At 71.1% G+C, this 20,812-nt stretch carries 27 protein-coding genes; 15 read left to right on the forward strand and 12 right to left on the reverse strand.

Annotated elements, in window-relative coordinates; all coding sequences use genetic code 11:
- Positions 1–178 precede the first annotated feature (178 nt).
- The 6 genes from ACRYR2_RS06780 to ACRYR2_RS06805 all read right to left on the reverse strand — a co-directional run bounded on the left by ACRYR2_RS06780 (position 179) and on the right by ACRYR2_RS06805 (position 7,800).
- Entirely contained in the window at positions 179–2,605 is a 2,427-nt protein-coding gene (locus ACRYR2_RS06780; protein ID WP_432562076.1) for a SpoIIE family protein phosphatase, read from the reverse strand.
- 683 nt (positions 2,606–3,288) lie between these two features.
- Positions 3,289–3,693, reverse strand: coding sequence for a YybH family protein (locus tag ACRYR2_RS06785; RefSeq protein WP_432562077.1), 405 nt, complete (start codon positions 3,691–3,693; stop codon positions 3,289–3,291).
- A gap of 417 nt (positions 3,694–4,110) precedes the next feature.
- Entirely contained in the window at positions 4,111–5,124 is a 1,014-nt protein-coding gene (locus ACRYR2_RS06790; protein ID WP_432562078.1) for a nitroreductase family deazaflavin-dependent oxidoreductase, read from the reverse strand.
- 10 nt (positions 5,125–5,134) lie between these two features.
- Entirely contained in the window at positions 5,135–6,400 is a 1,266-nt protein-coding gene (locus tag ACRYR2_RS06795; RefSeq protein ID WP_432562079.1) for a nucleotide disphospho-sugar-binding domain-containing protein, read from the reverse strand.
- Positions 6,388–7,008, reverse strand: a complete 621-nt coding sequence (locus ACRYR2_RS06800) for a TetR/AcrR family transcriptional regulator (protein WP_432562080.1) — start codon at positions 7,006–7,008, stop codon at positions 6,388–6,390. Before ACRYR2_RS06800 ends, ACRYR2_RS06795 begins: the two co-directional genes overlap by 13 nt.
- Positions 7,009–7,188: 180 nt before the next feature.
- Positions 7,189–7,800, reverse strand: a complete 612-nt coding sequence (locus tag ACRYR2_RS06805; protein WP_432562081.1) for a YdeI/OmpD-associated family protein — start codon at positions 7,798–7,800, stop codon at positions 7,189–7,191.
- A 61-nt stretch (positions 7,801–7,861) separates the two neighbouring features.
- Between ACRYR2_RS06805 and ACRYR2_RS06810 the strand changes: the two genes are divergently transcribed.
- Positions 7,862–8,122 (forward strand): hypothetical protein, encoded by a 261-nt coding sequence (locus ACRYR2_RS06810; RefSeq protein WP_432562082.1) that lies wholly within the window; start codon positions 7,862–7,864, stop codon positions 8,120–8,122.
- A 98-nt stretch (positions 8,123–8,220) separates the two neighbouring features.
- A complete protein-coding gene (locus tag ACRYR2_RS06815; RefSeq protein ID WP_432562083.1) occupies positions 8,221–8,610 on the forward strand; it encodes a hypothetical protein in 390 nt (129 codons plus the stop codon).
- 129 nt (positions 8,611–8,739) lie between these two features.
- On the opposite strand, the gene ACRYR2_RS06820 is transcribed toward ACRYR2_RS06815, so the two are convergent.
- Positions 8,740–8,985: a hypothetical protein gene (locus ACRYR2_RS06820; protein WP_432562084.1), complete on the reverse strand. Its 246-nt coding sequence runs from the start codon at positions 8,983–8,985 to the stop codon at positions 8,740–8,742.
- Positions 8,986–9,170: 185 nt separating this feature from the next.
- Entirely contained in the window at positions 9,171–9,395 is a 225-nt protein-coding gene (locus tag ACRYR2_RS06825; protein WP_432562085.1) for a hypothetical protein, read from the reverse strand.
- Positions 9,396–9,450: 55 nt separating this feature from the next.
- Between ACRYR2_RS06825 and ACRYR2_RS06830 the strand changes: the two genes are divergently transcribed.
- A complete protein-coding gene (locus ACRYR2_RS06830; RefSeq protein ID WP_432562086.1) occupies positions 9,451–9,771 on the forward strand; it encodes an EthD family reductase in 321 nt (106 codons plus the stop codon).
- A gap of 190 nt (positions 9,772–9,961) precedes the next feature.
- Complete coding sequence (locus ACRYR2_RS06835; RefSeq protein WP_432562087.1) at positions 9,962–10,432, forward strand: NUDIX domain-containing protein; 471 nt, start codon at positions 9,962–9,964, stop codon at positions 10,430–10,432.
- Between the two features lie 298 nt (positions 10,433–10,730).
- Here ACRYR2_RS06835 and ACRYR2_RS06840 read toward each other — a convergent pair whose 3' ends face one another.
- Together ACRYR2_RS06840 and ACRYR2_RS06845 are read right to left on the reverse strand one after the other, a co-directional pair.
- The gene (locus tag ACRYR2_RS06840; protein ID WP_432562088.1) at positions 10,731–11,168 is read right to left on the reverse strand and encodes an HIT family protein; all 438 of its coding nucleotides are present in this window, start codon (positions 11,166–11,168) and stop codon (positions 10,731–10,733) included.
- Positions 11,169–11,242: 74 nt separating this feature from the next.
- Positions 11,243–11,692 carry a DMP19 family protein gene (locus tag ACRYR2_RS06845; protein WP_432562089.1) on the reverse strand — a complete coding sequence of 150 codons (450 nt, stop codon included), beginning with the start codon at positions 11,690–11,692 and terminating at the stop codon, positions 11,243–11,245.
- Between the two features lie 473 nt (positions 11,693–12,165).
- On the opposite strand from ACRYR2_RS06845, the gene ACRYR2_RS06850 reads away from it, so the two are divergent.
- The 4 genes from ACRYR2_RS06850 to ACRYR2_RS06865 all read left to right on the forward strand — a co-directional run bounded on the left by ACRYR2_RS06850 (position 12,166) and on the right by ACRYR2_RS06865 (position 14,963).
- Positions 12,166–12,864: a hypothetical protein gene (locus ACRYR2_RS06850; RefSeq protein WP_432562090.1), complete on the forward strand. Its 699-nt coding sequence runs from the start codon at positions 12,166–12,168 to the stop codon at positions 12,862–12,864.
- A gap of 96 nt (positions 12,865–12,960) precedes the next feature.
- A complete protein-coding gene (locus ACRYR2_RS06855; RefSeq protein WP_432562091.1) occupies positions 12,961–13,443 on the forward strand; it encodes a hypothetical protein in 483 nt (160 codons plus the stop codon).
- A 167-nt stretch (positions 13,444–13,610) separates the two neighbouring features.
- Positions 13,611–14,246 (forward strand): DUF305 domain-containing protein, encoded by a 636-nt coding sequence (locus ACRYR2_RS06860; protein WP_432562092.1) that lies wholly within the window; start codon positions 13,611–13,613, stop codon positions 14,244–14,246.
- 135 nt (positions 14,247–14,381) lie between these two features.
- On the forward strand, positions 14,382–14,963 hold the full coding sequence (locus tag ACRYR2_RS06865) for a DUF4396 domain-containing protein (RefSeq protein WP_432562093.1): 582 nt from the start codon (positions 14,382–14,384) through the stop codon (positions 14,961–14,963).
- On the opposite strand, the gene ACRYR2_RS06870 is transcribed toward ACRYR2_RS06865, so the two are convergent.
- Complete coding sequence (locus ACRYR2_RS06870) at positions 14,951–15,571, reverse strand: HIT domain-containing protein (protein WP_432562094.1); 621 nt, start codon at positions 15,569–15,571, stop codon at positions 14,951–14,953. The genes ACRYR2_RS06865 and ACRYR2_RS06870 overlap by 13 nt on opposite strands.
- A gap of 263 nt (positions 15,572–15,834) precedes the next feature.
- On the opposite strand from ACRYR2_RS06870, the gene ACRYR2_RS06875 reads away from it, so the two are divergent.
- From ACRYR2_RS06875 to ACRYR2_RS06885, 3 genes are all read left to right on the forward strand, one after another.
- A complete protein-coding gene (locus ACRYR2_RS06875) occupies positions 15,835–16,092 on the forward strand; it encodes a hypothetical protein (RefSeq protein ID WP_432562095.1) in 258 nt (85 codons plus the stop codon).
- A gap of 188 nt (positions 16,093–16,280) precedes the next feature.
- Entirely contained in the window at positions 16,281–16,685 is a 405-nt protein-coding gene (locus tag ACRYR2_RS06880) for a YciI family protein (protein ID WP_432562096.1), read from the forward strand.
- Positions 16,686–16,690: 5 nt separating this feature from the next.
- Entirely contained in the window at positions 16,691–17,827 is a 1,137-nt protein-coding gene (locus ACRYR2_RS06885) for an RNA polymerase sigma factor (protein WP_432562097.1), read from the forward strand.
- Here the strand turns inward: ACRYR2_RS06885 and lepB are convergent.
- On the reverse strand, positions 17,814–18,491 hold the full coding sequence (gene lepB / locus ACRYR2_RS06890; RefSeq protein WP_432562098.1) for a signal peptidase I: 678 nt from the start codon (positions 18,489–18,491) through the stop codon (positions 17,814–17,816). The genes ACRYR2_RS06885 and lepB overlap by 14 nt on opposite strands.
- An 86-nt stretch (positions 18,492–18,577) precedes the next feature.
- Between lepB and ACRYR2_RS06895 the strand changes: the two genes are divergently transcribed.
- The 4 genes from ACRYR2_RS06895 to ACRYR2_RS06910 all read left to right on the forward strand — a co-directional run bounded on the left by ACRYR2_RS06895 (position 18,578) and on the right by ACRYR2_RS06910 (position 20,810).
- Complete coding sequence (locus tag ACRYR2_RS06895; RefSeq protein ID WP_432562099.1) at positions 18,578–18,916, forward strand: hypothetical protein; 339 nt, start codon at positions 18,578–18,580, stop codon at positions 18,914–18,916.
- Positions 18,917–18,977: 61 nt separating this feature from the next.
- Positions 18,978–19,403: a hypothetical protein gene (locus tag ACRYR2_RS06900; RefSeq protein ID WP_432562100.1), complete on the forward strand. Its 426-nt coding sequence runs from the start codon at positions 18,978–18,980 to the stop codon at positions 19,401–19,403.
- Positions 19,400–19,873 carry a hypothetical protein gene (locus ACRYR2_RS06905; protein ID WP_432562101.1) on the forward strand — a complete coding sequence of 158 codons (474 nt, stop codon included), beginning with the start codon at positions 19,400–19,402 and terminating at the stop codon, positions 19,871–19,873. Before ACRYR2_RS06900 ends, ACRYR2_RS06905 begins: the two co-directional genes overlap by 4 nt.
- A gap of 10 nt (positions 19,874–19,883) precedes the next feature.
- Positions 19,884–20,810, forward strand: a complete 927-nt coding sequence (locus ACRYR2_RS06910) for a serine hydrolase domain-containing protein (protein ID WP_432562102.1) — start codon at positions 19,884–19,886, stop codon at positions 20,808–20,810.
- Positions 20,811–20,812: the final 2 nt, after the last annotated feature.

Here is a 20,812-nt window from a genome sequence, read left to right on the forward strand (position 1 = left end):
GCCCGGGATGAGTGCGCGGCCGGCGGGCGGGCACGGCCAGGGCGAGCAGCACCGCCGGAGCCGTCAGCGGCTCACCCGCGCCGCCCCGACCGCACGGTCACGGACGTCACGGACATGCGGAAGGGCCGTACCGTCGCGACCGTGTGGAGTTCCTCGTGCGGCCGACCTCGGGTTCACATCAGTCCCGGCGGCCAGCGCGCACCTGAGACGTCGTGCGCGGTCGGGCCAGCACCAGAGTGGTGTCATCATCAGCACCGCCAGGCACCGCGGTCAGCAACCGATCAGCCAGAGCGTGCATCTGCCGATCGACACCGTCGAGCACGAACGGCTCGTCGTCGGCGCTGACTGCATCGTCTGCACCCCTCAGATCGGCGGCCGATCGGCCGGCCGCCTCAGCAAGCAGGGCGAGGGTCTGCTCCAAGCCGGCGTCGCGGCGCTCGACGAGGCCGTCGCTGTACAGCAACAGCAACGCATCCTCCGGCCACGGCAGACGGACCACCTCCTCCGCCGCTCCACTGGTCACCCCGAAACCCAACCCCAGCATCGGCCGGGAGGGAAGGTCCAGGACGTGCCCGGCTCCAGCGCTGATCAGCAACGGTGCGGGATGCCCGGCGCTGGCCAATTCCACCACCGCTGGGCGGCCGCGGCCCTCGTGGGCCACTGCACGGCCCGCTGTCTCGCCGGTGGCTGCGTGGTCCAGGACGGCCACGACAGCGGTGGCGGTGTGCCCGCCGGGCAGGGTGGCGACCAGCGCGTCCAGCCGGTCCAACGCCGAAGCCGGCGAGTGGCCTTCGAGCAGGTAAGCACGCAGGGCGGTCCGCAACTGCGCCATCGCCGCCGCGGCCGCCACCCCGTGCCCGGCGACGTCACCGACGACCAAGGCGATTCGGTGCTCGTCCAGCGGCAGGACGTCCCACCAGTCACCGCCGAGCTGGCCACCGGCGGCCGGTCGGTACCGGCTGTGCACGGCCACACCGGGCACCATCGGCGCCTCGTCCAGCACGATGGCGCGCTGCAGGGTTTCGGCGATGGTGATCTGGTCCCGCGAGCGCCCCAGCATGATCCCGGTGACCTGGCTGCGCAGCCGCTCCGCGGTCGCGCCGTGCCAGGGCCGCCAGGGGGTGCTGCGACCCAGGACGACTTCGCGCCACTTCTCGAAACTCAACCGCGGGCTGATCCGAACCTGCGAGCCCTCTTGGCGGGCGATCTCGGCGTTGTGCGGATCTCCGCCCCAGTCCACGACCTGGGGCTGCTCGGGACGCACCCACAACAGCCATCCGTCACCGTCGATCCCCACGCGCAACGCCCCTGCGGCGAGATCCGCCACATCGGCCAGACCGGGATCCAGCAACGACAGGTGATCGGTGAACGTGGCCGCACCGTCCTGACGGCTCAGCACCCGCGCGATGCGCCGCAGCGTGGCGTACGGCGGGACCTGCCCGCAGGTGCGCAGCTGATGCCCGTCCCACGCCGCCGCCCCACCGGCGTCCAGCAGCTGCAACAACCGCTGATCCTCGATCAGCGTGGCCAACGGTTCCCGGCCGCTGGCCGAGACCGACGCCAGGACCTCCGACATCAGCTCCTGAGCCGCCAGCGCCTGGTCGCGCTCTCGGGAGCGGACCCGCTCGGCGATCAACTGCGAGGCGGTCTGCCCCAGGAATTCAGCCGCCGAACGTGCGTCGTAGGACGGCCGGTGCGGACCGCGGTAGTGGTGGCAGGCCACCAAACCCCACAAACGCCCCTCCACGATGAGGGAAACCGACATGGACGCGTCCACACCCATGTTCTTCAGGTACTCGATGTGGATGGGTGAGACGCTGCGCAGCACCGAGTGCGACAGGTCCAGCGGCGCCCCGGTCCCCGGATCCAGCAGGGGCTGCAGCTGCGAGGGAACGTAACCGACATCGGCGATCAGCCGGGTCCAGTTCTCGGTGTACAGCCGGCGCGCCTGAGCCGGGATGTCCGAGGCCGGGTAGCGCAACCCGTGGAAGGCGTTGAGATCCGCGCGGCGGTCCTCGGCCACGACCTCACCGTTCCACTGGGCATCGAACCGGTAGACCATCACACGGTCGAATCCGGTCAGGATGCGGATCTCCCGGGCCAGGCGGTCACACAGCACGGTGACGTCCGCACTTCCCGCCAGCCGCCCCACCGCGGCCCGCGTCGCGCGGTAGGACACACCCACACCACCGTCGGGGGCAGGGGTGGGTTCCACCTCCACGACCAACCGGTCGCCGGACGCGTGCAGGACCACGTCGACTGCGACCGCCTGCCCGCCGACCTCGAGTTCGGCGTGCAGTGGCTCCTCGAGGTTGTCCAGCGACTCCGCCTCGCTGATCCGGCCGGCCAGTTCAGGGCCCATCAGCTCCGTCAGGGTGGCCCTCGGGACACGTCCCAGACGATCACCGAAGAGCTCGATCGCATTGCGGGAAGCGACAACCACTCGACGTGTCGAACGGTCCACAGCCAGCAGGACACCGTGCGGCTGGATCGCCCCGGGCACGTGGATGGGTTCGCTCTCGCAGGTGGTCAGGTCGGCCACCGGGTAGGCCGGAGTCAGCTGCTGAGGATCTCCAGGTACTCCTGCCGGGGTGGGGGTCACCACGCCCGGTCCCCCTGGGCGTCTGCGGGTTCAGGTGCCTCCCCGAGCACGAGAAGCTCGCTCGGATGGAGCCGGCCTCTGATGATGTCGTGCACCTGCCGCCCCTCATGCATCGGCCATCCATTGTGACCCACCGTCACCAAATGGTACGGGATGAAAGACAGGACCGCGCTGAAAGGTTCCCGGGCTGACGGTCTTGGTGCCCGCTGTGCGCGACGTCACGGGCTCGCGCGGTGGGAACGGTGGGCGCTGAGGTCCAGATGACGTCACACCGTCCCCAGTTGCGTCGGCCCGCACTGGTCGACGCCCCTCTGCACTCATGGGCACCCGCCGGTACCGCCCAAAGCTCATTCCCGGCCCAGGTGGGTGAAGTTCCCGGCTCACCCACCGCGGTCCTTGAGAGGGCTTTCGGACGTGGTGGTGGTCGGGGGCGCTTCAGCGTCCGCGCCGGCGGCGGTGCTGCGGCATGAGGGGCACAGTCGTGCCCGGTCGAGGCCGAGGTGGCGAACTCGTTGCCGCACTTACCTGGCGCGAAAGCGCGGTCATCCCCCGCGGTGGGCTCCGCCGGGGTGGAGCGCTGCTCGCCGGGACGAACCAGGAGAGGCAGCAGAGGACGGACGAAGTGAGGAACTCGTGGCCTGCGGGTGCGCGCACCGGCGGGGTGGGTCCGCTGCGCGCTGAGGTCCTCAGCTGCTCTCGGGCGTCTCAGGACCGTCGGCGGCGAAGGGGTAGTCGATGAGGAACAGCCAGGAGCCGTCGGGTTGACGTCGGGCGACTTGGCAGGTGGTTCCGCTGGCCTGTCCGTCGCCGACCTGCAGCGTCCAGTCGTTGCTGAGCAGGGCCAGATCACCGCAGGCCACGGCGTAGCGGGTGCGGATGGTCATCTTCCCGGCACTGGCCAAGGTGCCGGCGATCTGCTGACGGATGGCGTCCTTGCCGGTCCAGACGGCGCGGTCCTGATCGATCATGCTGGCCTCGGCGGAGAACATCGCCAAGATGCCGTCGAGGTCCTTGGCATTGATGCGAGTTTCGATCTGGGAGTGCAGGTCGGACAGTGCGTACCCGGTGGTCCCGGTGGTTCCGGCGGTCATGGCGGGCCTCCTCCTCGTCGGCGTCGTTGCCGCTGGCAGGGCTCATCCTGCTCTGGCGGGCTCGGTGAGCCAACCCCCGCCGGGGTCGGGAAGTCAGCGCCTGCGGCCGGTAGCCGACGGATCGACCGCACATGGCACGGAGCGGTGAGTACAACGGTGCCGGCTCGTGAGCTCGACGCGGTAGTGACGCTTCTGCCGCGCTCCCGCAAGGCCTTCCGACGACCCGCCGTTCGTGCACGTGTCGGCTCCACGTGTCAGGCCGCTGCCAACACCGCCACACTGCGTCGCGATGTCACCGTTCCCCTGACCGACGTTCGCCGGGCCGGACCTGGCAACTGCGCGTGGAGTGCCGCGGCCCGCCGAGGCAGCGCCACCTCGGTCTCTTCTCCGGGCGGCGCGTCGACGTTTCACCCCGGCCTACTCCGGTGTGCCGGCGCGCCGCCCCCAGTGGGCCATCACCGCGGCCATCACCAGGCACGTCGCGATGACCGGAGTGGCGATCGGGTCGCGGCCAGCGGGGCTGAGCACCGCGCGCGTCTCACGCTCGATGAGGTAGGCCGGCACCATGACGGTGCCCAGCACGCCCAGGGTGCGAGCCGCCACCGGATGCCGACCCCGGGCCAGGCCGACGGTGGCCACCGCCTGCAGCGTCATCATCGGCACCGGCGCGGAGTAGCCGGTGCCGTACAGCCAGGAGTCTCGCCCGATGCGCTCGGGCCGCCCGCGCCAGCGCAGCAGCGTCACGTCGAAGGCTGCGCCGCGGCGCAGCGCGAGGACCTGCCCGGCCAACTGGGCGGCGAGCTGGGCGGCCGCGGCGGCCGCGAGCCGGCGTTGCCGCGATGCCGCACTGCTGACCGCCCCGCTGACCGACCCGCTGACCGACCCGCTGACCGACCCGGAGGCCCGCGCCCGCAGGGCCGCCAGCACCGCCGCGCCCTGCGCATCGACCGGTTCCAGAACCACGACGGGCAGCTGTCGAGAGGTCCGACGCTGGTAGTCCTCCAAGATGGCGGCGGCCTGAAGGGCACGCTGCCACAGCCGCTCCCGCTCGGCTCCGGCCGCCGTACGCGCCACCGCGGTGAACTCGCGGGAACCGATCCGGACCCGCACCTCGGGGTCGGCCAGCAGGTTGCGGTACCACTGCGGATACTGCTGGCTGCCGCTGTTGCTGGCGATGACCGCCAGCTGGTCCCCGTCGCGCACGCACCCCAGCACGTGGGTCCTCGGTGCCCCGGAGACCCGGCCGGTGGTGGTCAGCAGACACAAGACGGCCGTGCCCATCCGGCCGCCGATCCTCCCGCCGGTGGCCTGGTACAGGCGCACGTGGCCGCGGAAGACGGCCGAAAGCACCCGGGCGCCGGTCGAGCCCGGGCGTACCGCCATGGCGGTGCGGGCGAAGGCGCGCGAGGCGGTGACGTTGAACGTCTCCACGATGTCCTCCTCAGATCGTCCGGCGCACGTGGCGCGGCAGCGCTTCCAGTTCGTCGATCAGCGCCGGGCAGGTGGCCCGGGCGCGGATGCCCTCCCCCAGCCCACAGGCGGCCCGGCCGAAGGAAGGATCGTGCAGCAGCCGACGCACGCCCGCCGCGATCTCCCCGGGCGGAGCGCTGCGGCGCAAGCCGAGCGCCGCGCCGTGTCGGGTGGCGCGCACGACGTTGTCGTACTGATCCCGGCCCATCGGCAGGCACAGCACCGGCACGCCGGCTGCCAGCGCCTTCAGCAGGGTGCCGTGCCCGGCGTGGGTGATGACCACGGCCGCCTGCGGGAACAGCTGGGTGTGCGGCGCCGAGCGCACCACGTCGACTCCCGGTGCGCCCGCGAACCCGGCCGGGTCCACGGCGGGGCCGGTCGTCACCACCGCCCGCACCGGCAGGGAACCCAGCGCGGCCACGACGCGGCGCAGCACCTCTTCCTGCCCCTTCATGAACGTGCTGGAGAAGTTGGCCACCACCAGCGGCGCGTCCCCGGGAGGTGGCTGGTAGGGCTGCACCCATGGCGGGTCGTCCAAGACGGCGCCGGTGTACCGCACGTTGGCCGGCAACCGAGCGGGCAGGTCGAAGTCGGGGTCGGTGAGCACCAGGACGCGGGCGGTGTGGTCCCACTGCTGCCACACGTCCTTCAACGGCGGCAGGCCGACGTGAGCGCGCGCGGTGTTCAGATCGCCCAGCCCGCCGTTCCACAACCGGCTGAGGACTTCGTCGAGAGCGGCGTCGCGCGCTCGCCCGACCGGCCCGCGGGCCTGGCGCAGGCCCAGTCCCAGTGGTGGCAATCCCGGGGTGGGACGGGTGTAGATGTTCGGGCACAGCGCCGCGGTCGGCACCCCCTGGGACTCGGTGCCGGCCAAGGCCCCCAGCAGGACGCTGCTGACGACCGCGGCATCGGCCGGTTCGGCGGCCAGCTGCTCGCGCACGTCGGCGGCGAAAGCGGCGGCCGGGCCGGTGATGAGGCGGTCGCGCACACGGGCGAACTGCCCCAGCGGAGTGCGGCACTCCCAGTCGCGGAAGTAGTCGTCCTGGCGGGCATCGCTGCGCCGGAACGGTGCCCGGACCCAGCAGCGGTACCCCGCCCCCATCCGGGTGGCGCCCAGTTCCAACGGCGGGTCGGCCAGGACGGTGACGCTGTGCCCGCGTTCGCGCAGGCGGCGCACGACACCGAGCTCAGCCGGGACGGTGCCTCCGCCGTCCCACAAGGCAGCTAGGACGTGCACGTTTCCTCCCGAAGTTCACCGCCCGTCCTCAAGACGGCGCGGAGCATGGACAGCAGGACGGCGCTGGTCGTCGCGCGCGAATGCCCCAGGTCGCGGCGCAGCAACTTCCACGTGCCGACGTCGGTGACGGCGTACAAGGCGGCCAGGGTTCGCCGACGCGGCCCGGCCTTGGTCGGCAGCAGTGCACCGAACACCTCCTCCAGCCAACGGGTGTGTTCGGTGCGGGCGTGCTCGAACGCCTCGGCCAGAGCGGGCAGGCGCGGCTCCAGGGCCAGGAACCGCACGTTGGCGTCGCCGTAGCGTTCGTACTGAGCCACGAGGGCGCGCACGGCCCCGGCAACGTCCCCCGGGCTGGTGCGTCCGCGCTCGGCGAGGATCCGCCGCCCCAGGTGCAGCATCGCCACCAGGAGCAGGTTCTCCTTGGAGTTCACGTGGTTGATGAGGGTCTGCTGGGTGACGCCCGCCGCGCGGGCGACGTCGACGAGGCGGATCTCGTCGTAGGGGCGGGACAAGAACGCCTCGGCCGCGGCCGTGACGATCGCCTCCCGCGTGCGCTCGACAGAGCGCGCTCGCTGCCCCATCCGGTAGCCGCGGGGTGCCTCCGTCACCACCCAATGCTGCTCTTCGTTTGAGCCGGAGTCAAGGGGATTGTGGCCCACGGGCCGCAACCTCGATCCGGGGCGGTGAAGCTGGTGCAACCTCAGGGGAGGATCGCACCCACCCCGCCGCCGGTGAACACACTGAGTGCCGGCAATCGCGACAGCGCTGCAACACCACGCGACACCAGTTCAGGACCAGCCCGCAGGCCGCGCCTTCTGCGGATGCACCGTCTGCCCCCGCGCCAACTTCGCCACGAACTCCCCGATCTTGCGCCGACGGGTCTCCTCGCGCTTCACCGACCCCAACCGGTGGATCAACGCGAACCGGTTCGTCCGCGTCAACACCTCGAACATCGCCGCCGCCGCAGGATCGGCCGCGATCGCCGCCGCCAGATCCGCCGGCACCTGCGCGTCCGCCTGCCCCGCGTACGCCGCCGCCCACCGCCCATCCGCCTGCGCCGCAGCCACCGCCGCCAGCCCCGCCGGCAGCATCCGCCCCTGCCCTTGCAGCCGGGCCACGTTGGCCACATTGCGCTGCGACCAGGAGCTGCGCCGCCCCCGCGGCGTGAACCGGATCAACGAGGTCTGCCCGTCCCGGGCCCTGCCCTGCCCATCGATCCACCCCACGCACAACGCCTCATCCACCGCCTGCGCCCACGTCAACGACGTCACCTGCCCGCCCTTGCGCGTCAACACCAGCCACACCCCCGGCGAGGTCGCGTGATGCACCCCCAGCCAGGCCCGCAGCCCCGCCGCATCGGCCACCACCAACTCCGCCAGCTCACCCGCACGAGTGCTCACCTGCCGCACGCTAACCACCACCCACGACACCAACCCACGGGTCAACCCGACGCCCCGCGACGTGTCGGACATGCCGAAGTGCGCGATGCGCGGCCAGCCCGTCGGCCGGGTCGGTAGACGGGCTGGGCCGTCCGTTGAAGGAGTGTTCGCTCCCTGGGGCAACGTCGTCCTGATCGTCGTGGCGGTCGGCCTGATGGCCTTCTGGATCCGCGATGCTCAACGTCGGCAACGGCGCGGCGAGAAGAGCTGGACCGGCGCACACAAGCTAGGTGTCGTCGCGATGCTGCTGCTCGTACTGAGCCAAGCGCTCCTGCTGATCTGACGCCACGGTCGTCCCGCGGTACGCGACCACGCGGTCATGGCGCCGATAGTGTGACCTCAGAACCGTTCCCACGAAGCTCGACCTGCAGTGGCGAACCGATGACCAGCAACGACGGGAGCAAGGTGACCGAGAGGAAGATCACCGTCCGCGCCCTGGCCGGTGTGGTCGCCGCCTGCACCGTCGCGGCTGGAGCGTGGCAACTGTTCACCCCGGCCGCACCGGCCAGCGGCACACCCCCACTCACGAACGAGGTGGTTGACGTGTCCCAGCCCTCGACACCGCCGTACGCGGACGACGACGACAGCGACGAAGCGGCCGTCTGGCGCTTGAAGCGGGACCACGAGCAATGGCTCGCCGACCAGAGCACAGGGGATCCGGACGACCCCATCTCGTCCTACTCGACCACCGACGACATGGCGATGCCGACGTCGAGTTCCAGCACCATCTACCTGGACGCGACTGACCTGCCCGAGCAGGACTCTGAGTAGGGCCCCGGAGCAAGCGCTCCCGAAGCGTGGAGCCCGCGCCGTACGGCGCACTACGCGGGTCCTCGGCGATCGTCCTGGCGCACTGCGCGTGACGTCACGGTCATCCCGCGGGCCGCGTGAGGGGCGAGGTCAGTAGGTGCCCTCGATCTTCGCCTGCTGAACCAGCTCGTCGTAGCGGTCCTCACCCTGATCGACTGCTTCAGGTGGCATCACGGCGACAAACCACGACACCTCGCATGGGCCGTCGTACTCAGGCTCAGGGCCCAGGGCTCTGCTCAACCGTTCCCGGATCTTGAACGTCTGCTCCTGCGAAGCCCACAGGCCGATCCTGATCTCGTAGGTGCCCTTGCTGTTCGCTGCCTTCGTCGGCGTCATCCCCTGACGCTAGGGGCACGGCTCCGTTCCCAGGGCGGACCGCTCGGGCATGGTGCGCCGCGCGCGGTCGCTGCTGCGACCATGACGCTGGCAGCGTCACCCCGCGAACCGACAGGGCATCCGCATCGAAAAGCTGACCACTGAACAGCTGGCCTCGGCCGCTGGCGGCGGGAGGAAGCGCTCGATCAATGTCGCCGTCCCTTCAGCACCGCCTTCAGCGCCGTGATCACCACCGCCATCTTCGGTGCCCGGCCCACTCCCGTTACCACCGACGGAACCACGGTAGCGACCAGCGGGTGCTCATCCTGGGACTGCCGACCAGCCTGGTCGCACTTCAGCACATCCGAGGTGTTCGAGATATCCGACGGCTCGCGCTCATGCCATGCGACGCCATCCCCAGGCGCGCCCATGCCAACAAGGCTGGCGACTCTTCCGACGCCGTCCTGCCCTCACTAGCGTCACGCCATGACGGTCAAAGTTGTGGCCCTGTACGGCCAGCCCCAGAGCCCGGACGACTGGGAGAAGCGGTACCTGGAAGAACACGTTCCCATGACCACGGACGTGCCCGGAGTTCGGGCGCGGCGAACCGCCAGAGTCCTCAGCACAGCGGACGGCTCTGAGTCCCCGTACTTCTACATCGCCGAGCTGACGTTCGACGACACTGGCGCGGCGCAGGCCGCGATTGCCAGCCCTGCCGGACAGGCCCTGGCTGCCGACTACGCAGAGCACGCCCCCGCTGGGTCGCTGCTGCTGATCGTCGAGGAGACACTCAACGACACCGTTTGAGCTCGCAGGAGTTCTTGCAGCAGCCGCTCCTGGCGTGGTGGAAGGCGTTCGGCAGCTCCGCGTGAGGCACAGGATGCCGTCGGCCAGACCCGGGGCGGGGACAGTGCGAAGCTGTGCTGAGCAGGCATCTCCTTCTCACAGTGCCGGACCTCGGCATCAACTTTTGAGCTGGCGCAGCACTCCCCCTGCAGTGAACGGCGCCCGACGGCGACGAGCACAGTGTCGACGCGAACTTCGCGCTTCTGGCGACGAGCGAGCACTCGCCGCGTGCGACGACCACCCCGTGTCTACCGATGAGCCGGAGCCCGGCGAAACCGTCCGGCAGGCCGCGATCCGCGAACTGCGCGAGGAGACCGGCCTGATCGCCGCCGCGGACGATCTGCAGCCGGTGGCCATCACCAGCGGCCACGCCGAAGCGGATTGGATCAGCGGCCTGGTCCGGGATGACTTCTTCCTGCTGACCATAGAGCACCACCGGGTCGACACCTGCGGGCAGACCGAGCAGGAACAGCGCGACCACGACGGCTTCTGCTGGTGGAACGTAGCCGAACTGCACCGAACCAGCGACCGGGTGTACCCACCCTCGCTGCCGCAGCTCCTGCCCCGGCTGATCGCCGCAGCGGACCAGGACCGGATCGTCCACCTGCCCTGGGCGTGGTGAGCAACGACGCAGGGAGCATCCGGCCTTGGCGCCTTGCGCCTCGTTGGTGACCTGGCCCCGACGCACGACGGCCGCCGGGCTGTTCAGCCCGGCGGCCGTCGACGTGAGGTGATCGATCCGGCAGTCGCCTCTCGGCGAAAGGCCGCTCACGGCGGCTGAAGGTGAGGCCCGGGGACATGCAGCAGATCGACCACCCTCTACAAGCCCAGGACGGGCCGCAGCATTCCCGGCGTCATCGCGCTGCAGCGCTGCCCATCAGACGCCCGGTCATCCCGCTGCGCGTGACTGCAAGCTCAGGTCAGAGAGCCGAGAGCCCTTCTCTCACCTGCGCAGCCGCACCGTCGAGCTCCTTGCGCGCACGAGGACGCCAGTCCGCACTGATGCGGAAGGCGTCACCGACGAAGCGGGGGAAGACGTGCAGATGAACGTGCGGAATCTCCTGGAACGCCGCCTCCCCGTCGGCCAGCAGCAGGTTGACGCCCTCGCACCGCAGGTCGCTTCGACGCAGTGCGCGACTGAGCTGGTGGCCGACCCGCCAGACGGCGACGCCGGTGGCCTCGTCGAGATCTTCGAGTAGGGGCGCGTGCTGCCGGGGTGCGATCAGGACGTGGCCAGGGTTGACCGGCTGGTAGTCCATGAACGCGACGACGTCCTGGTCTTCGTAGACGCGGCTCGTCTCAAGCCGGCCGTCGATGAGCCGGCACAGGATGCAGGCGTCGTCGGTCACTGCGCTCATCACTGCAGCATGGCGATGCCGACACAAGCGGCGCCAGCGAGTTCGCGGTCATGTCGCTGGTGTTGAGTGCCAACTCATCCACGCCCTGGATCGATCTGTGGCAGTCGGGCGGTGATCGCTGCCTCCAGCCGGTCGTCGGCCGCCAGCTCGAAGAACGCCGAGTCCAGCTCGCTCCACAGCCGCTCGTCCTCGGGCGACAGTTCTTCCCACCCGGTCGGACGGAACCGCAGATACTCCTCCCGGACCCGCAGGATGAGGTCGGCGACGTCGGTCAGGCCCAGCCACCGGTAGCCCTCGACTGCGTCGTCGACCGCGTGCATCCGGCCGTTGAAGAAGAGGCTCTCCACGGCTCCACCGACCAGTCCACCGTTCATCGCGATCCCGTGCAGCGCCAGGGCCGCTCCCAGTCGGCGTAGCCCAGGCGGAACGGCGGCGTCCTGCCGTTCGTAGGCGGAGATGGCCGGCACGTTGAAGGCATCCAGCAGCGGCGTCACGATGACTCCATCCTCGGTGGAGGTGATCACTGCGGACGATAAGCCCCGGCCACGACGTCGCAGGACCGTCCAGCGGCCCAGGCCGGTGGGGCCACGGCGCTGCTGCTGGCCGGTTAGGCCGCCTGCGCCGTGCCGATTCGACGCGGAGCGTGGTGGACCTGTCATGTCGCAGGACATCGGTGACAGTTCCGCATCAAGACATCGGTAGCGCTTCCAGCCGTCTTGGTGGTGACACTTCTCGACCCTCCGGCCTGCCCCTTGCACTCCGTTGGTCACCGCGTAACGCGCGAACTCACCTCTGCGCCAGGCGACGCGCACGATTAGCGCGCGGGCCAGCGGACGGGTCCGGCCAGGACGAGCAGCGCCACAGGAGCCGCCAGCGGCTCACCCGTGCCGCCCCGACTTCACGGTCATGGACGTCACGGTCTTGGCGAATTCCGGATGACTCCGCGACCTTGTTGGACCAGGCAGGAGATGCTGGAAAGGTGATCGAGGTACCCGGCATGGCACTGCTGCACGACCGCGCTCTGCTCGACTGGATGGGCAACTTCAGGGACGACGGTCTCACCGGCTTCGACCACCCTCTCGGTCAGACCAGCAGCTGGATCCTGCACGCCGCCTACCTCGACCCCACCGCCGCGGACACTCCCGGATACAAGCCCCGCGACGTCAGTGGTGGCGGCGGCGGCATCGACTCACCGGACAGCCAGCACCCGGCACCGGGCTGGCTGCGGCGACGCTGGGCAGACCTACCCAACATGCAAGACCCCGCCAAGCTCGAGGTGCCGCCGTCCTTCCGCTGGTTCCCTCCAGGCTCCTGGCCGCGATCGATCCACGGCCCCTGCGAGGGAACACTGGATGAGGTGTCTAGTCGGGCGCTGCTGCAGGTGCTCTTCCAACGCAGCCACGGGGCGGACAGCGAGGTCTACGCCTACTACTGCCCCCTGGTCGCCGACGACTACGACCAGCCCACCCTTTACCGCGGCCACCTCGGCGAACTGCCCCCACTGCTCCCCCCGCACGGTCGCTACCGCTTCACCCCCAGCAACCTGTGGCCCGCGGACCGCTCTTGGATGGTGTGGACCGACTACGACCTGTGGGCCAGCCGCATCAGCGGCCCCCCCGACCTCATCGACGCCGTAGAGCACCACCCCGACCTCGACACCCTCACCTGGCCCGCTCCGCACCCACCGAGCTCATAAGCGATATCGACCCAGCGGTCATGCCGATGGCCGAGCGAACGACTTGACCGAGCAGTCGCCTCACGCTCTATACCCCTAGGGGGTACTATCGAGGCTGTGAGCGTCGCGCACAGCCTCGCCTGGACCGCCACGGTCCTGCCGCGACTTCTGCTCGTCGTCGCCGTGACCCTGGGCCTGTGTGCGATGCACGTTTTCGCGGCCGCCGTCGACCAGCACCACGCCGCGGTCCACGCTGCTGCCAGCTCGCCGGCGACAGCCATGACTCACGCCTCGCCAGACGCGCCAACGAAGCCGGCCACGTCGGCCGACGCCTCAGCCCCCAGCGCACAGGTCGCCGCCCAGGTCACCACTCAGGCCGCCGGCCACGATCACCACGGCTCGATGGCCGACTGCGCGCTCTTCCTCAGCGCCGGCATCGCCCTGCTGGTCGTCTTCCTCGCCTGGGCTGTGGCCCGGGCGCTGCGCCCGTCGTACTGGCTGGCCGATCCGTGGCCGAAGAAGGTCATCGCCGGCACACCCTGGCGCGGACCGCCGCCGTGGCGCTGGCCGCGCACCTCTCTCTGCGTGATCCGGGTCTAGGCCGACTTCCCGCGCGCCGTGGACGACCTCTGTCGGCGCTGCCTCGTCGTGCCTTCCCACCCGTGACTCACCAAGGAGCCGTACCTCCGATGCCTAGCGCAACACGCACTACCCACCCTGCAAGCCGCACTGCCACCCGGCTCCGCGCTCTAGGCGCCGCCGCCGCCTTGTCCCTGGTCCTGGCCGCCTGCGGCGGCCAGGACACCGGCTCGATGGACCACTCCTCGATGTCCTCGGAGTCCTCGGAGTCCTCGGCGACTGCGTCGAGCCCCTCGACCAGCGCCACCAGCAGCGCTGCGGTGGACGCTGAGCACAACGATCAGGACGTGACGTTCGTGCAGATGATGCACGTGCATCACCAGGGCGCGATCGAGATGGCCGACACGGCCACCACCAAGGCCTCCAGTCAGGAGGTCGAGGAGCTGGCCGCCAAGATCGAAGCCGCGCAGCAGCCCGAGATCGAGCAGATGACCTCCTGGCTGAACGCCTGGGGTGAGCCGACCGCCGCCGACTCCTCGATGGAGGGCATGGACCACTCTTCGATGTCCTCGATGGGCGGCTCCTCGATGCCGGGGACGATGAGCGAGGAGCAGATGACCCAGCTGCAGAACGCCACCGGCACCGACTTCGACCGGATGTTCCTGCAGATGATGATCGAGCACCACACCGGCGCGGTGCAGATGGCCGAGACCGAGCAGCAGCAGGGCTCCAACACGCAGGCTCTGGAGCTGGCTGACTCGATCATCACGAGCCAGAACGCCGAGATCGGGCAGATGAACCAGATGCTCGCCACCTCGGGCTGAGCCCTCTTCCCGGTAGGTCGCGGGGTCGACTCGCGGCCTACCGGTCCCCTCTCCGCCTCAGCACTGCGAAATACCCCCATGGGGTATCACGTTGGGGCGGGCGCACCGTTCGTTCCGCTCCTGCAGGAGGCAGTGATGTCCCACGACCGCGCCAGCTCGCACCCCGCAACGGACCACACCGGCCACGACGATGCAGGCCACCCCGACTCCACCGTCACCATCCACGACCACGGCGGTCACGGCGCATCCCACGGCTCGGCCCACGGATCAGCCCATGGACCGACGTCATGGGCGATGGCCGCCCAGGCCACGTTGCACTGCCTGACCGGCTGCGCCATCGGCGAGGTCCTGGGCATGGTCATCGGCACCTCCCTGGGCTGGCACAACGCCGGCACCGTGACGCTGTCCATCGCCCTGGCCTTCGTCTTCGGCTACGCATTGACCATGCGCGGAGTGCTCAAGGCCGGCGTCGGCTTCCGCACCGCCCTGAAGGTCGCCCTGGCCGCCGACACCCTGTCCATCGCGGTCATGGAGATCATCGACAACACCGCCATGCTGGCCGTCCCCGGCGCCATGCACGCCGGCATCAGCAGCTGGATCTTCTGGACCTCGCTGGCCGGAGCCCTGGCTCTGGCCTTTGTGATCACGACCCCGGTCAACCGGTGGATGATCAGCCGCGGCAAGGGCCACGCCGTGGTCCACGCCTACCACCACTGAGCACTGGGCCTGCGTCCGTCGTCCCTGGTCACCCGACAGGACCGGGTGACCAGGGACGAGGCAGTTGATGGGTCAGCCCTGCTCATCGGTGCCGTGCGCGTCAGCGCGCTCAACCGGCGCAGGCAGTGCTCCGGCAGCGGCTCGGGAAAGCCGTCGGCCGGCCGGTGGAAGACCACCCGTCCCTGCTTGCGGCGACCGACCAGTCCAGCGGTGCGCAGGACCCGCAACGCGCAGCTCACGGCGTCGTCGTTCAAGCCCAACGCCAAGGCCACGTCCCCCACGCCCAGCTCCTCGACCAGGTCCAGGGCGTAGAGCACACGCGCCCGCGTCGGATCGCCGATCAGACCCCACACCGCGGTCGCTGGTTCCTCATGCAGGTCGGCATGGTGATCGGCTTCTCCACACCCGCCAGACGGCGACGCCGTGGCCTCGTCCAGGTCCTCGAGCAGGGGCGCGTGCTGCCGGGGTGCGACCAGGACGTGGCCCGGGTTGACCGGCTGGTAGTCCCTGAAGGCGACGACGTCCTGGTCCTCGTCGACGCGGCTCGTCTCAAGCCGGCCGTCGATCAGACGGCACAGGATGCAGGCGTCGTCGGTCGCTGCGCTCACCACTGCAGCACGGCGATGCCGACAGGAGCGGCGTCGAGGTGGTGACGGACGGCGGGGTGCGGAAGCGGCTGAGGCAGTGTGGTGCGGTGACTCGTCATCGGGCAGCCGCAGGTGTTCTGGCCTGCGCCACGGTGTTGACGTCCTGCTCGAACTCGGCGTCGGCCAGCCTTGAGGGACCTCTGCTGATCTCCGAGGGCAGCTGGAACGCGGGGATGGCCGCGTCGGTGGGAGGCGAGCTCGCGTGGGTCGGTCGCTGCGTCGGAGTGGGCGAGACGGTGGTGGTGTGGCCCAAGGGTGTCAGCTGGGACGAGGAGCAGGAGTCCCTGGTGCTGGCCGACGGGACCTCGGTGGCCGTGGGCGAGGACGTCTCCGGGGGCGGGGGAAGCATGGAGACCGCCGCCGTCAACTCACTGTTCGGTTCCGATGCGGCCCAGGCGTTGCGGGAGTGCGGCGTCGAGGTGGGCGCGCAGGTGGTGGTCTTCGACGTCGGCAGTGACGTCACGGCAGGTCCAGCGTCCTGAACCGTCTCGCTCTGGGGACGCGGGGAGCTCCACCTCCCGCTCGGTCCTCCCGCCCTCCGCCCGGGTGCAGCCTCGACGTCGCGGAAGTTCTCGCGCAGCGGTGTCGAGAACGGGCGACCGGCTCCGTCCCCGGGGTGACGGACCACCTGCTGCGGCCACACTAGTCGCACCTGACGGAGGAGACACTGATGGCCAAGTACCTGCTGCTCAAGCACTACCGCGGCGCACCGGCGGCGGTGAACGACGTCCCCATGGACAAGTGGACGCCGGAGGAGATCTCGGCGCACGTGCAGTACATGGCCGACTTCGCCGACCGGCTCACCGGGACCGGCGAGTACGTCGACGGCCAGGCGCTGGCCCCGGAGGGCACGTTCGTCCGCTACGACGGGGAGGGCCGCCCGCCGGTCACCGACGGGCCGTTCGCCGAGACCAAGGACCTCATCGCCGGCTGGATGATCATCGACGTCGACAGCTACGAGCGGGCGCTGGAACTGGCCGGGGAACTGTCCGCGGCCCCGGGTGCCGGTGGTGAGCCGATCCACGAGTGGCTGGAACTGCGGCCGCTGCTGGGCGTGCCGGCGAACATCGAGTGACGCTCGTGGACGAGTCGTCGCTGCGCGTCCTCGTCCCACGCGTCCTGGCCGTCCTCGTCCGCCGCGGAGCCGACTTCGCGGCGGCCGAGGACGCCGTGCAGGACGCCCTGGTCGAGGCGCTGCGCACCTGGCCCGACACCCCGCCGCGCGATCCGGCGGGGTGGCTGGTCACGGTGGCCTGGCGCCGGTTCCTCGACGCGACCCGTTCGGCCGACGCCCGCCGTCGGCGTGAGGAACTGCTGGAGGCCGAACCGCAGCCGGGCACGACGTCGGCGGTGGACGACTCGCTGCAGCTGTACTTCCTGTGCGCGCACCCCTCGCTCAGCCCGTCGTCGGCGGTCGCGCTGACGTTGCGGGCCGTCGGTGGGCTGACCACGCGGCAGATCGCCCGGGCCTACCTCGTTCCGGAAGCGACCATGGCCCAACGCATCAGCCGGGCCAAACGCGCCGTGGCCGGTGCCCGCTTCGACGCCCCCGGCGACGTGGCGACGGTGCTGCGGGTGCTGTACCTGGTGTTCAACGAGGGGTACTCCGGCGACGTGGACCTGGCCGCGGAGGCGATCCGCCTGACGCGGCAGCTGGCCTCGGTCGTCGACCACCCCGAGGTCGCCGGGTTGCTGGCGCTGATGCTGCTGCACCACGCCCGCCGTCCCGCCCGCACCGCCGCCGACGGTTCCCTGGTGCCGCTGGCCGAGCAGGACCGGCAGCGCTGGGACACCGGCCTGATCGCCGAGGGGGTGACGATCCTGCAGACGGCGCTGTCGCGCGACCGGCTGGGGCAGTACCAGACGCAGGCCGCGATCGCGGCGCTGCACGCCGATGCGCCGACCGCCGCCGAGACGGACTGGGTGCAGATCGTGCAGTGGTACGACGAACTCCTGCGGCTGACCGACAGCCCCGTGGTCCGGCTCAACCGCGCCGTCGCGCTCGGTGAGGCCGACGGACCCCGCGCGGGCCTGGCCGAGCTGGCGGCGCTGGATCCCGGTCTGCCCCGGTACACGGCGGTGGCGGCCCACCTGCACGAACGCGACGGCGACACCGCGCGCGCGGCCCGGTTGTACGCCGAGGCGGCGGCGCAGGCGCACGACGCGGCCGAGCGCGACCACCTGACCCGTCAGGCCGCCCGGCTCAACTCCCGCTGACCTCCTCGAGCGCGGAGGGAGTTTCCAGCCACGCCCAGTGCGGCAACGGCCACACGACGGCGCGCACCCGGCCCACGACGTCGTCCACGGGCACGAACGGCGCGTCGTGGTGCTCGCGCGAGTCGGCGGAGTCGGAGCGGTTGTCGCCCATCACCCACAGCGCGCCGGCCGGCACGGTGACGTCGAAGGCCTCCTCGCTCGGCGCGACCCCCTGCGCCAGGTAGGCCGTCTCGTCGACGGGCTGGTCGTTCACCGTGAGCCGTCCCGACGCGTCGCAGCACACGACGTGGTCGCCGGGCAGGCCGACGATGCGCTTGACCAGGTGCTCGTCGGAGTCCTGCGGCAGCAGGCCGACGAACGTCAGCGCACCGGCCAGCGCGCCGCGGTCCGGCTGCGGCGCCGGCGGCAGCCAGTTCCCCGGGTCGGAGAACACCACCACGTCCCCGCGGTGCAGGTCGAACGGTCCCGGGGTCAGCTTGCTGACGACGATGCGGTCGCCGACGTCGAGGGTCTGCTCCATCGATCCGGACGGGATGAAGAACGCCTGCAGCAGGAACGTCTTGACCACCAGGGAGACCACGAGGGCCACGGCGACGACCAGGACGACCTCCCGCACCGCCGCGGCGAGCCGCCCGAGGCCGGACCGCTGCGACGGGGAGACCACGGACGACACCCTAGCCAGCCGGCACCCCCGCCGACGGCGGTGGGCATCCGGTTGCCGCGCACGGGGACCCCTCCGAAGATCGTCGCGTGCCCGCACCTGCCGACGACGGCCCGCCTCCCGTGACCCCCGACGGTCGCTACCTCGTCGTGCGCGGACGGTTGTGGCGCCGCGCGAACCCGGCGCTGGCGCAGGAGCGGCGCGAGGAACTGGTCGCCGAGCTCATGAGTGCGCGCCGGGCCAAGGGCGCGGCGGTGCGTGCCGGCGACGCCGCCGCGCGCGAGGAGGCCCGCGCCCGGGTCGACCGGGCCAAGCACGCCCTCGGCGAGCGCGGGCCGGTGTGGTGGGACGACGGCGCACCGGACCTGAACCGGCACCTGGTGAGCACGACGCCGTACGCGGGGTGGTTCGCCCAGCTGGGTGGTTGAGGGCGCACGGTCGCCCGGGCGGCGCATCCAGGACGGCCCGGCGTGGGCCGAACGTTCCACCATGTTCTCGTCCGCCGCCCCCGGGCCCCGCGTCGTGGGGTTCACCCGCGACGCCGGCCGGTGCCGGGCACCGGGGTGCCGGCACCCGCTGCCCGACGGCGCCGCGCTGGTCGCCACCCCGGACGGCGCGGTGCACCACTACGGCCCGGCGTGCGTGCGTCGCGCCCTGGGCGTGCACGTCACCGTCGACGACCTCGTCGCGATCGAGGCCCGCCGGCACGCCGCCTTCGTCATGGGCCTGGCCTTCGCGCACGCGGCCTTCGTGGCCGAGGACCTCCGGCAGTGCACCGCCATCGCGCGGACGCTGGACGCGCTGGCGCCGGCGTCGGTGGCCGAACGAGTGGTGCTGGAGAACGTCCGCACGCGACTGCGGACGGTCGGCCGGGACCCCCGGCTCCCCACGGCGCTCGGTACCGTCGAGGGGTGAGCCCTCTGCCGATCAGCCACCCGCACCAGCGGTACAGCATCAGCGGCTACCAGGAGGAGGAACTGGCCGACGCAGCCGTCGCCTGGTCGTGCGACCTGCTGCGCTACGGGCAGAGCTTCGGCCTGGTCACCGACCACGGCCACGGCGAGGGAGCCGACTTCACGTTCACCGACAGCGGCTACGGGGCGGAGTTCCTCGCCGCGGCGCGCGAGTTGCACCCCGGCGCCGCACACCCCGCCGACGTCCTGGTCGGCGAACTCGCGACGATCCGGCAGATGAACTCCCTGGACCAGGTCGCCTACTGCCTCGAGGGTGACCGGTTCGAGGAACTCGGGGAGCACCGCCTGGCCGAGCCGGGCCGGACGTTCGCCGACGTGCGGCGGGAACTGGCCGCGCGCTACCCCGACGGGGGTCCGCGGATCTGGGACAGGAACGTCTCGGCGATGGTGCCGGTCCACCCGCCGCACTAGGCTCCGCTGCGTGTCGGGCAGCGTCGCGCTCTCGCGGACGGACCGGCCGCCCCGGACGTGGACGCCGGGCCGGACCGGTGGCCGGTCGCGTCCGCTGCACACGAGGTTCCAGGCCGGTTCGATCAGCAAGCAGTTCCTGTCCGTCGTCGCCCTCGCCCTCGCCGAACGGGGCCGGCTGGACCTGCACTCCTCCATCACCCGGTGGTTGCCGCACGCCCCGGCCGCCTGGCGGGACATCACCCTGCACCACCTCCTGAGCAGCACGTCCGGGCTCGGGCACTGGGGCGACGTTCCCGGGATGCCGTCCCTGCAGCAGGCACCACCGGCCCCGGAGGTGGTCGAGCGTCTGGTCGAGCGCGCCGGGCTCGTGCACCCGCCGGGAACGGCGTGGCGCTACAGCGGGCCGGGTTTCCTGCTCGCGGCCCGGGTGCTGCAGGCCGCGACCGGAACTCCCTACTCCGAACTGCTGCACCGGCTGGTGCTCGCCCCGGCGCGCACCGTCGCCACGACGTCCGGGCGCTTCCCACTGGGTGAGCCCGATGTCGCCGAGGGTCACCGCCGCGGGGTTCCCGTCCACGTCGACGCGGGTTTCACCGCGCTGCCCGGAACCGGCGACCTGTGGACGACGGTGGCGGACCTGTTGCGCTACACCGCTTCGCTGCGGGCCCGCGAACTGCTGGCCCGGCCCGAGGCGTTGTGGAGCCCCTACGCCGACGTCCCCGCCGGCACGGGTGACCCCGTGGCCAAGGCGTACGGCTACGGAACGTTCCTGGGGACGGTCGCCGGCCGGCGCGCGTGGTTCGTGCCCGGCGACAACCCCGGGTACCGCTCGCTGCTGGCGCACCTGGCCGACGACGGCACCGACCTGGCGATCCTCAGCGACGACGAGGACCGCGATTTCCACGACGTCCTGGCCGACCTCGTCCACCCGGAGTGAGC

This window comes from Kineococcus deserti (assembly GCF_050871945.1).
In the GTDB taxonomy this organism is placed as follows: Bacteria; Actinomycetota; Actinomycetes; order Actinomycetales; family Kineococcaceae; genus Kineococcus.

Coding starts and splice junctions, on each gene's coding strand:
- ACRYR2_RS06785 (WP_432562077.1), bottom strand. CDS start 3,693: ATGACCGCCGGAACCACCGGGACCACCGGGTACGCACTGTCCGACCTG.
- ACRYR2_RS06815 (WP_432562083.1), top strand. CDS start 8,221: ATGACCAGCAACGACGGGAGCAAGGTGACCGAGAGGAAGATCACCGTC.
- ACRYR2_RS06820 (WP_432562084.1), bottom strand. CDS start 8,985: ATGACGCCGACGAAGGCAGCGAACAGCAAGGGCACCTACGAGATCAGG.
- ACRYR2_RS06825 (WP_432562085.1), bottom strand. CDS start 9,395: ATGGGCGCGCCTGGGGATGGCGTCGCATGGCATGAGCGCGAGCCGTCG.
- ACRYR2_RS06830 (WP_432562086.1), top strand. CDS start 9,451: ATGACGGTCAAAGTTGTGGCCCTGTACGGCCAGCCCCAGAGCCCGGAC.
- ACRYR2_RS06840 (WP_432562088.1), bottom strand. CDS start 11,168: ATGAGCGCAGTGACCGACGACGCCTGCATCCTGTGCCGGCTCATCGAC.
- ACRYR2_RS06850 (WP_432562090.1), top strand. CDS start 12,166: ATGGCACTGCTGCACGACCGCGCTCTGCTCGACTGGATGGGCAACTTC.
- ACRYR2_RS06865 (WP_432562093.1), top strand. CDS start 14,382: ATGTCCCACGACCGCGCCAGCTCGCACCCCGCAACGGACCACACCGGC.
- ACRYR2_RS06880 (WP_432562096.1), top strand. CDS start 16,281: ATGGCCAAGTACCTGCTGCTCAAGCACTACCGCGGCGCACCGGCGGCG.
- ACRYR2_RS06900 (WP_432562100.1), top strand. CDS start 18,978: ATGTTCTCGTCCGCCGCCCCCGGGCCCCGCGTCGTGGGGTTCACCCGC.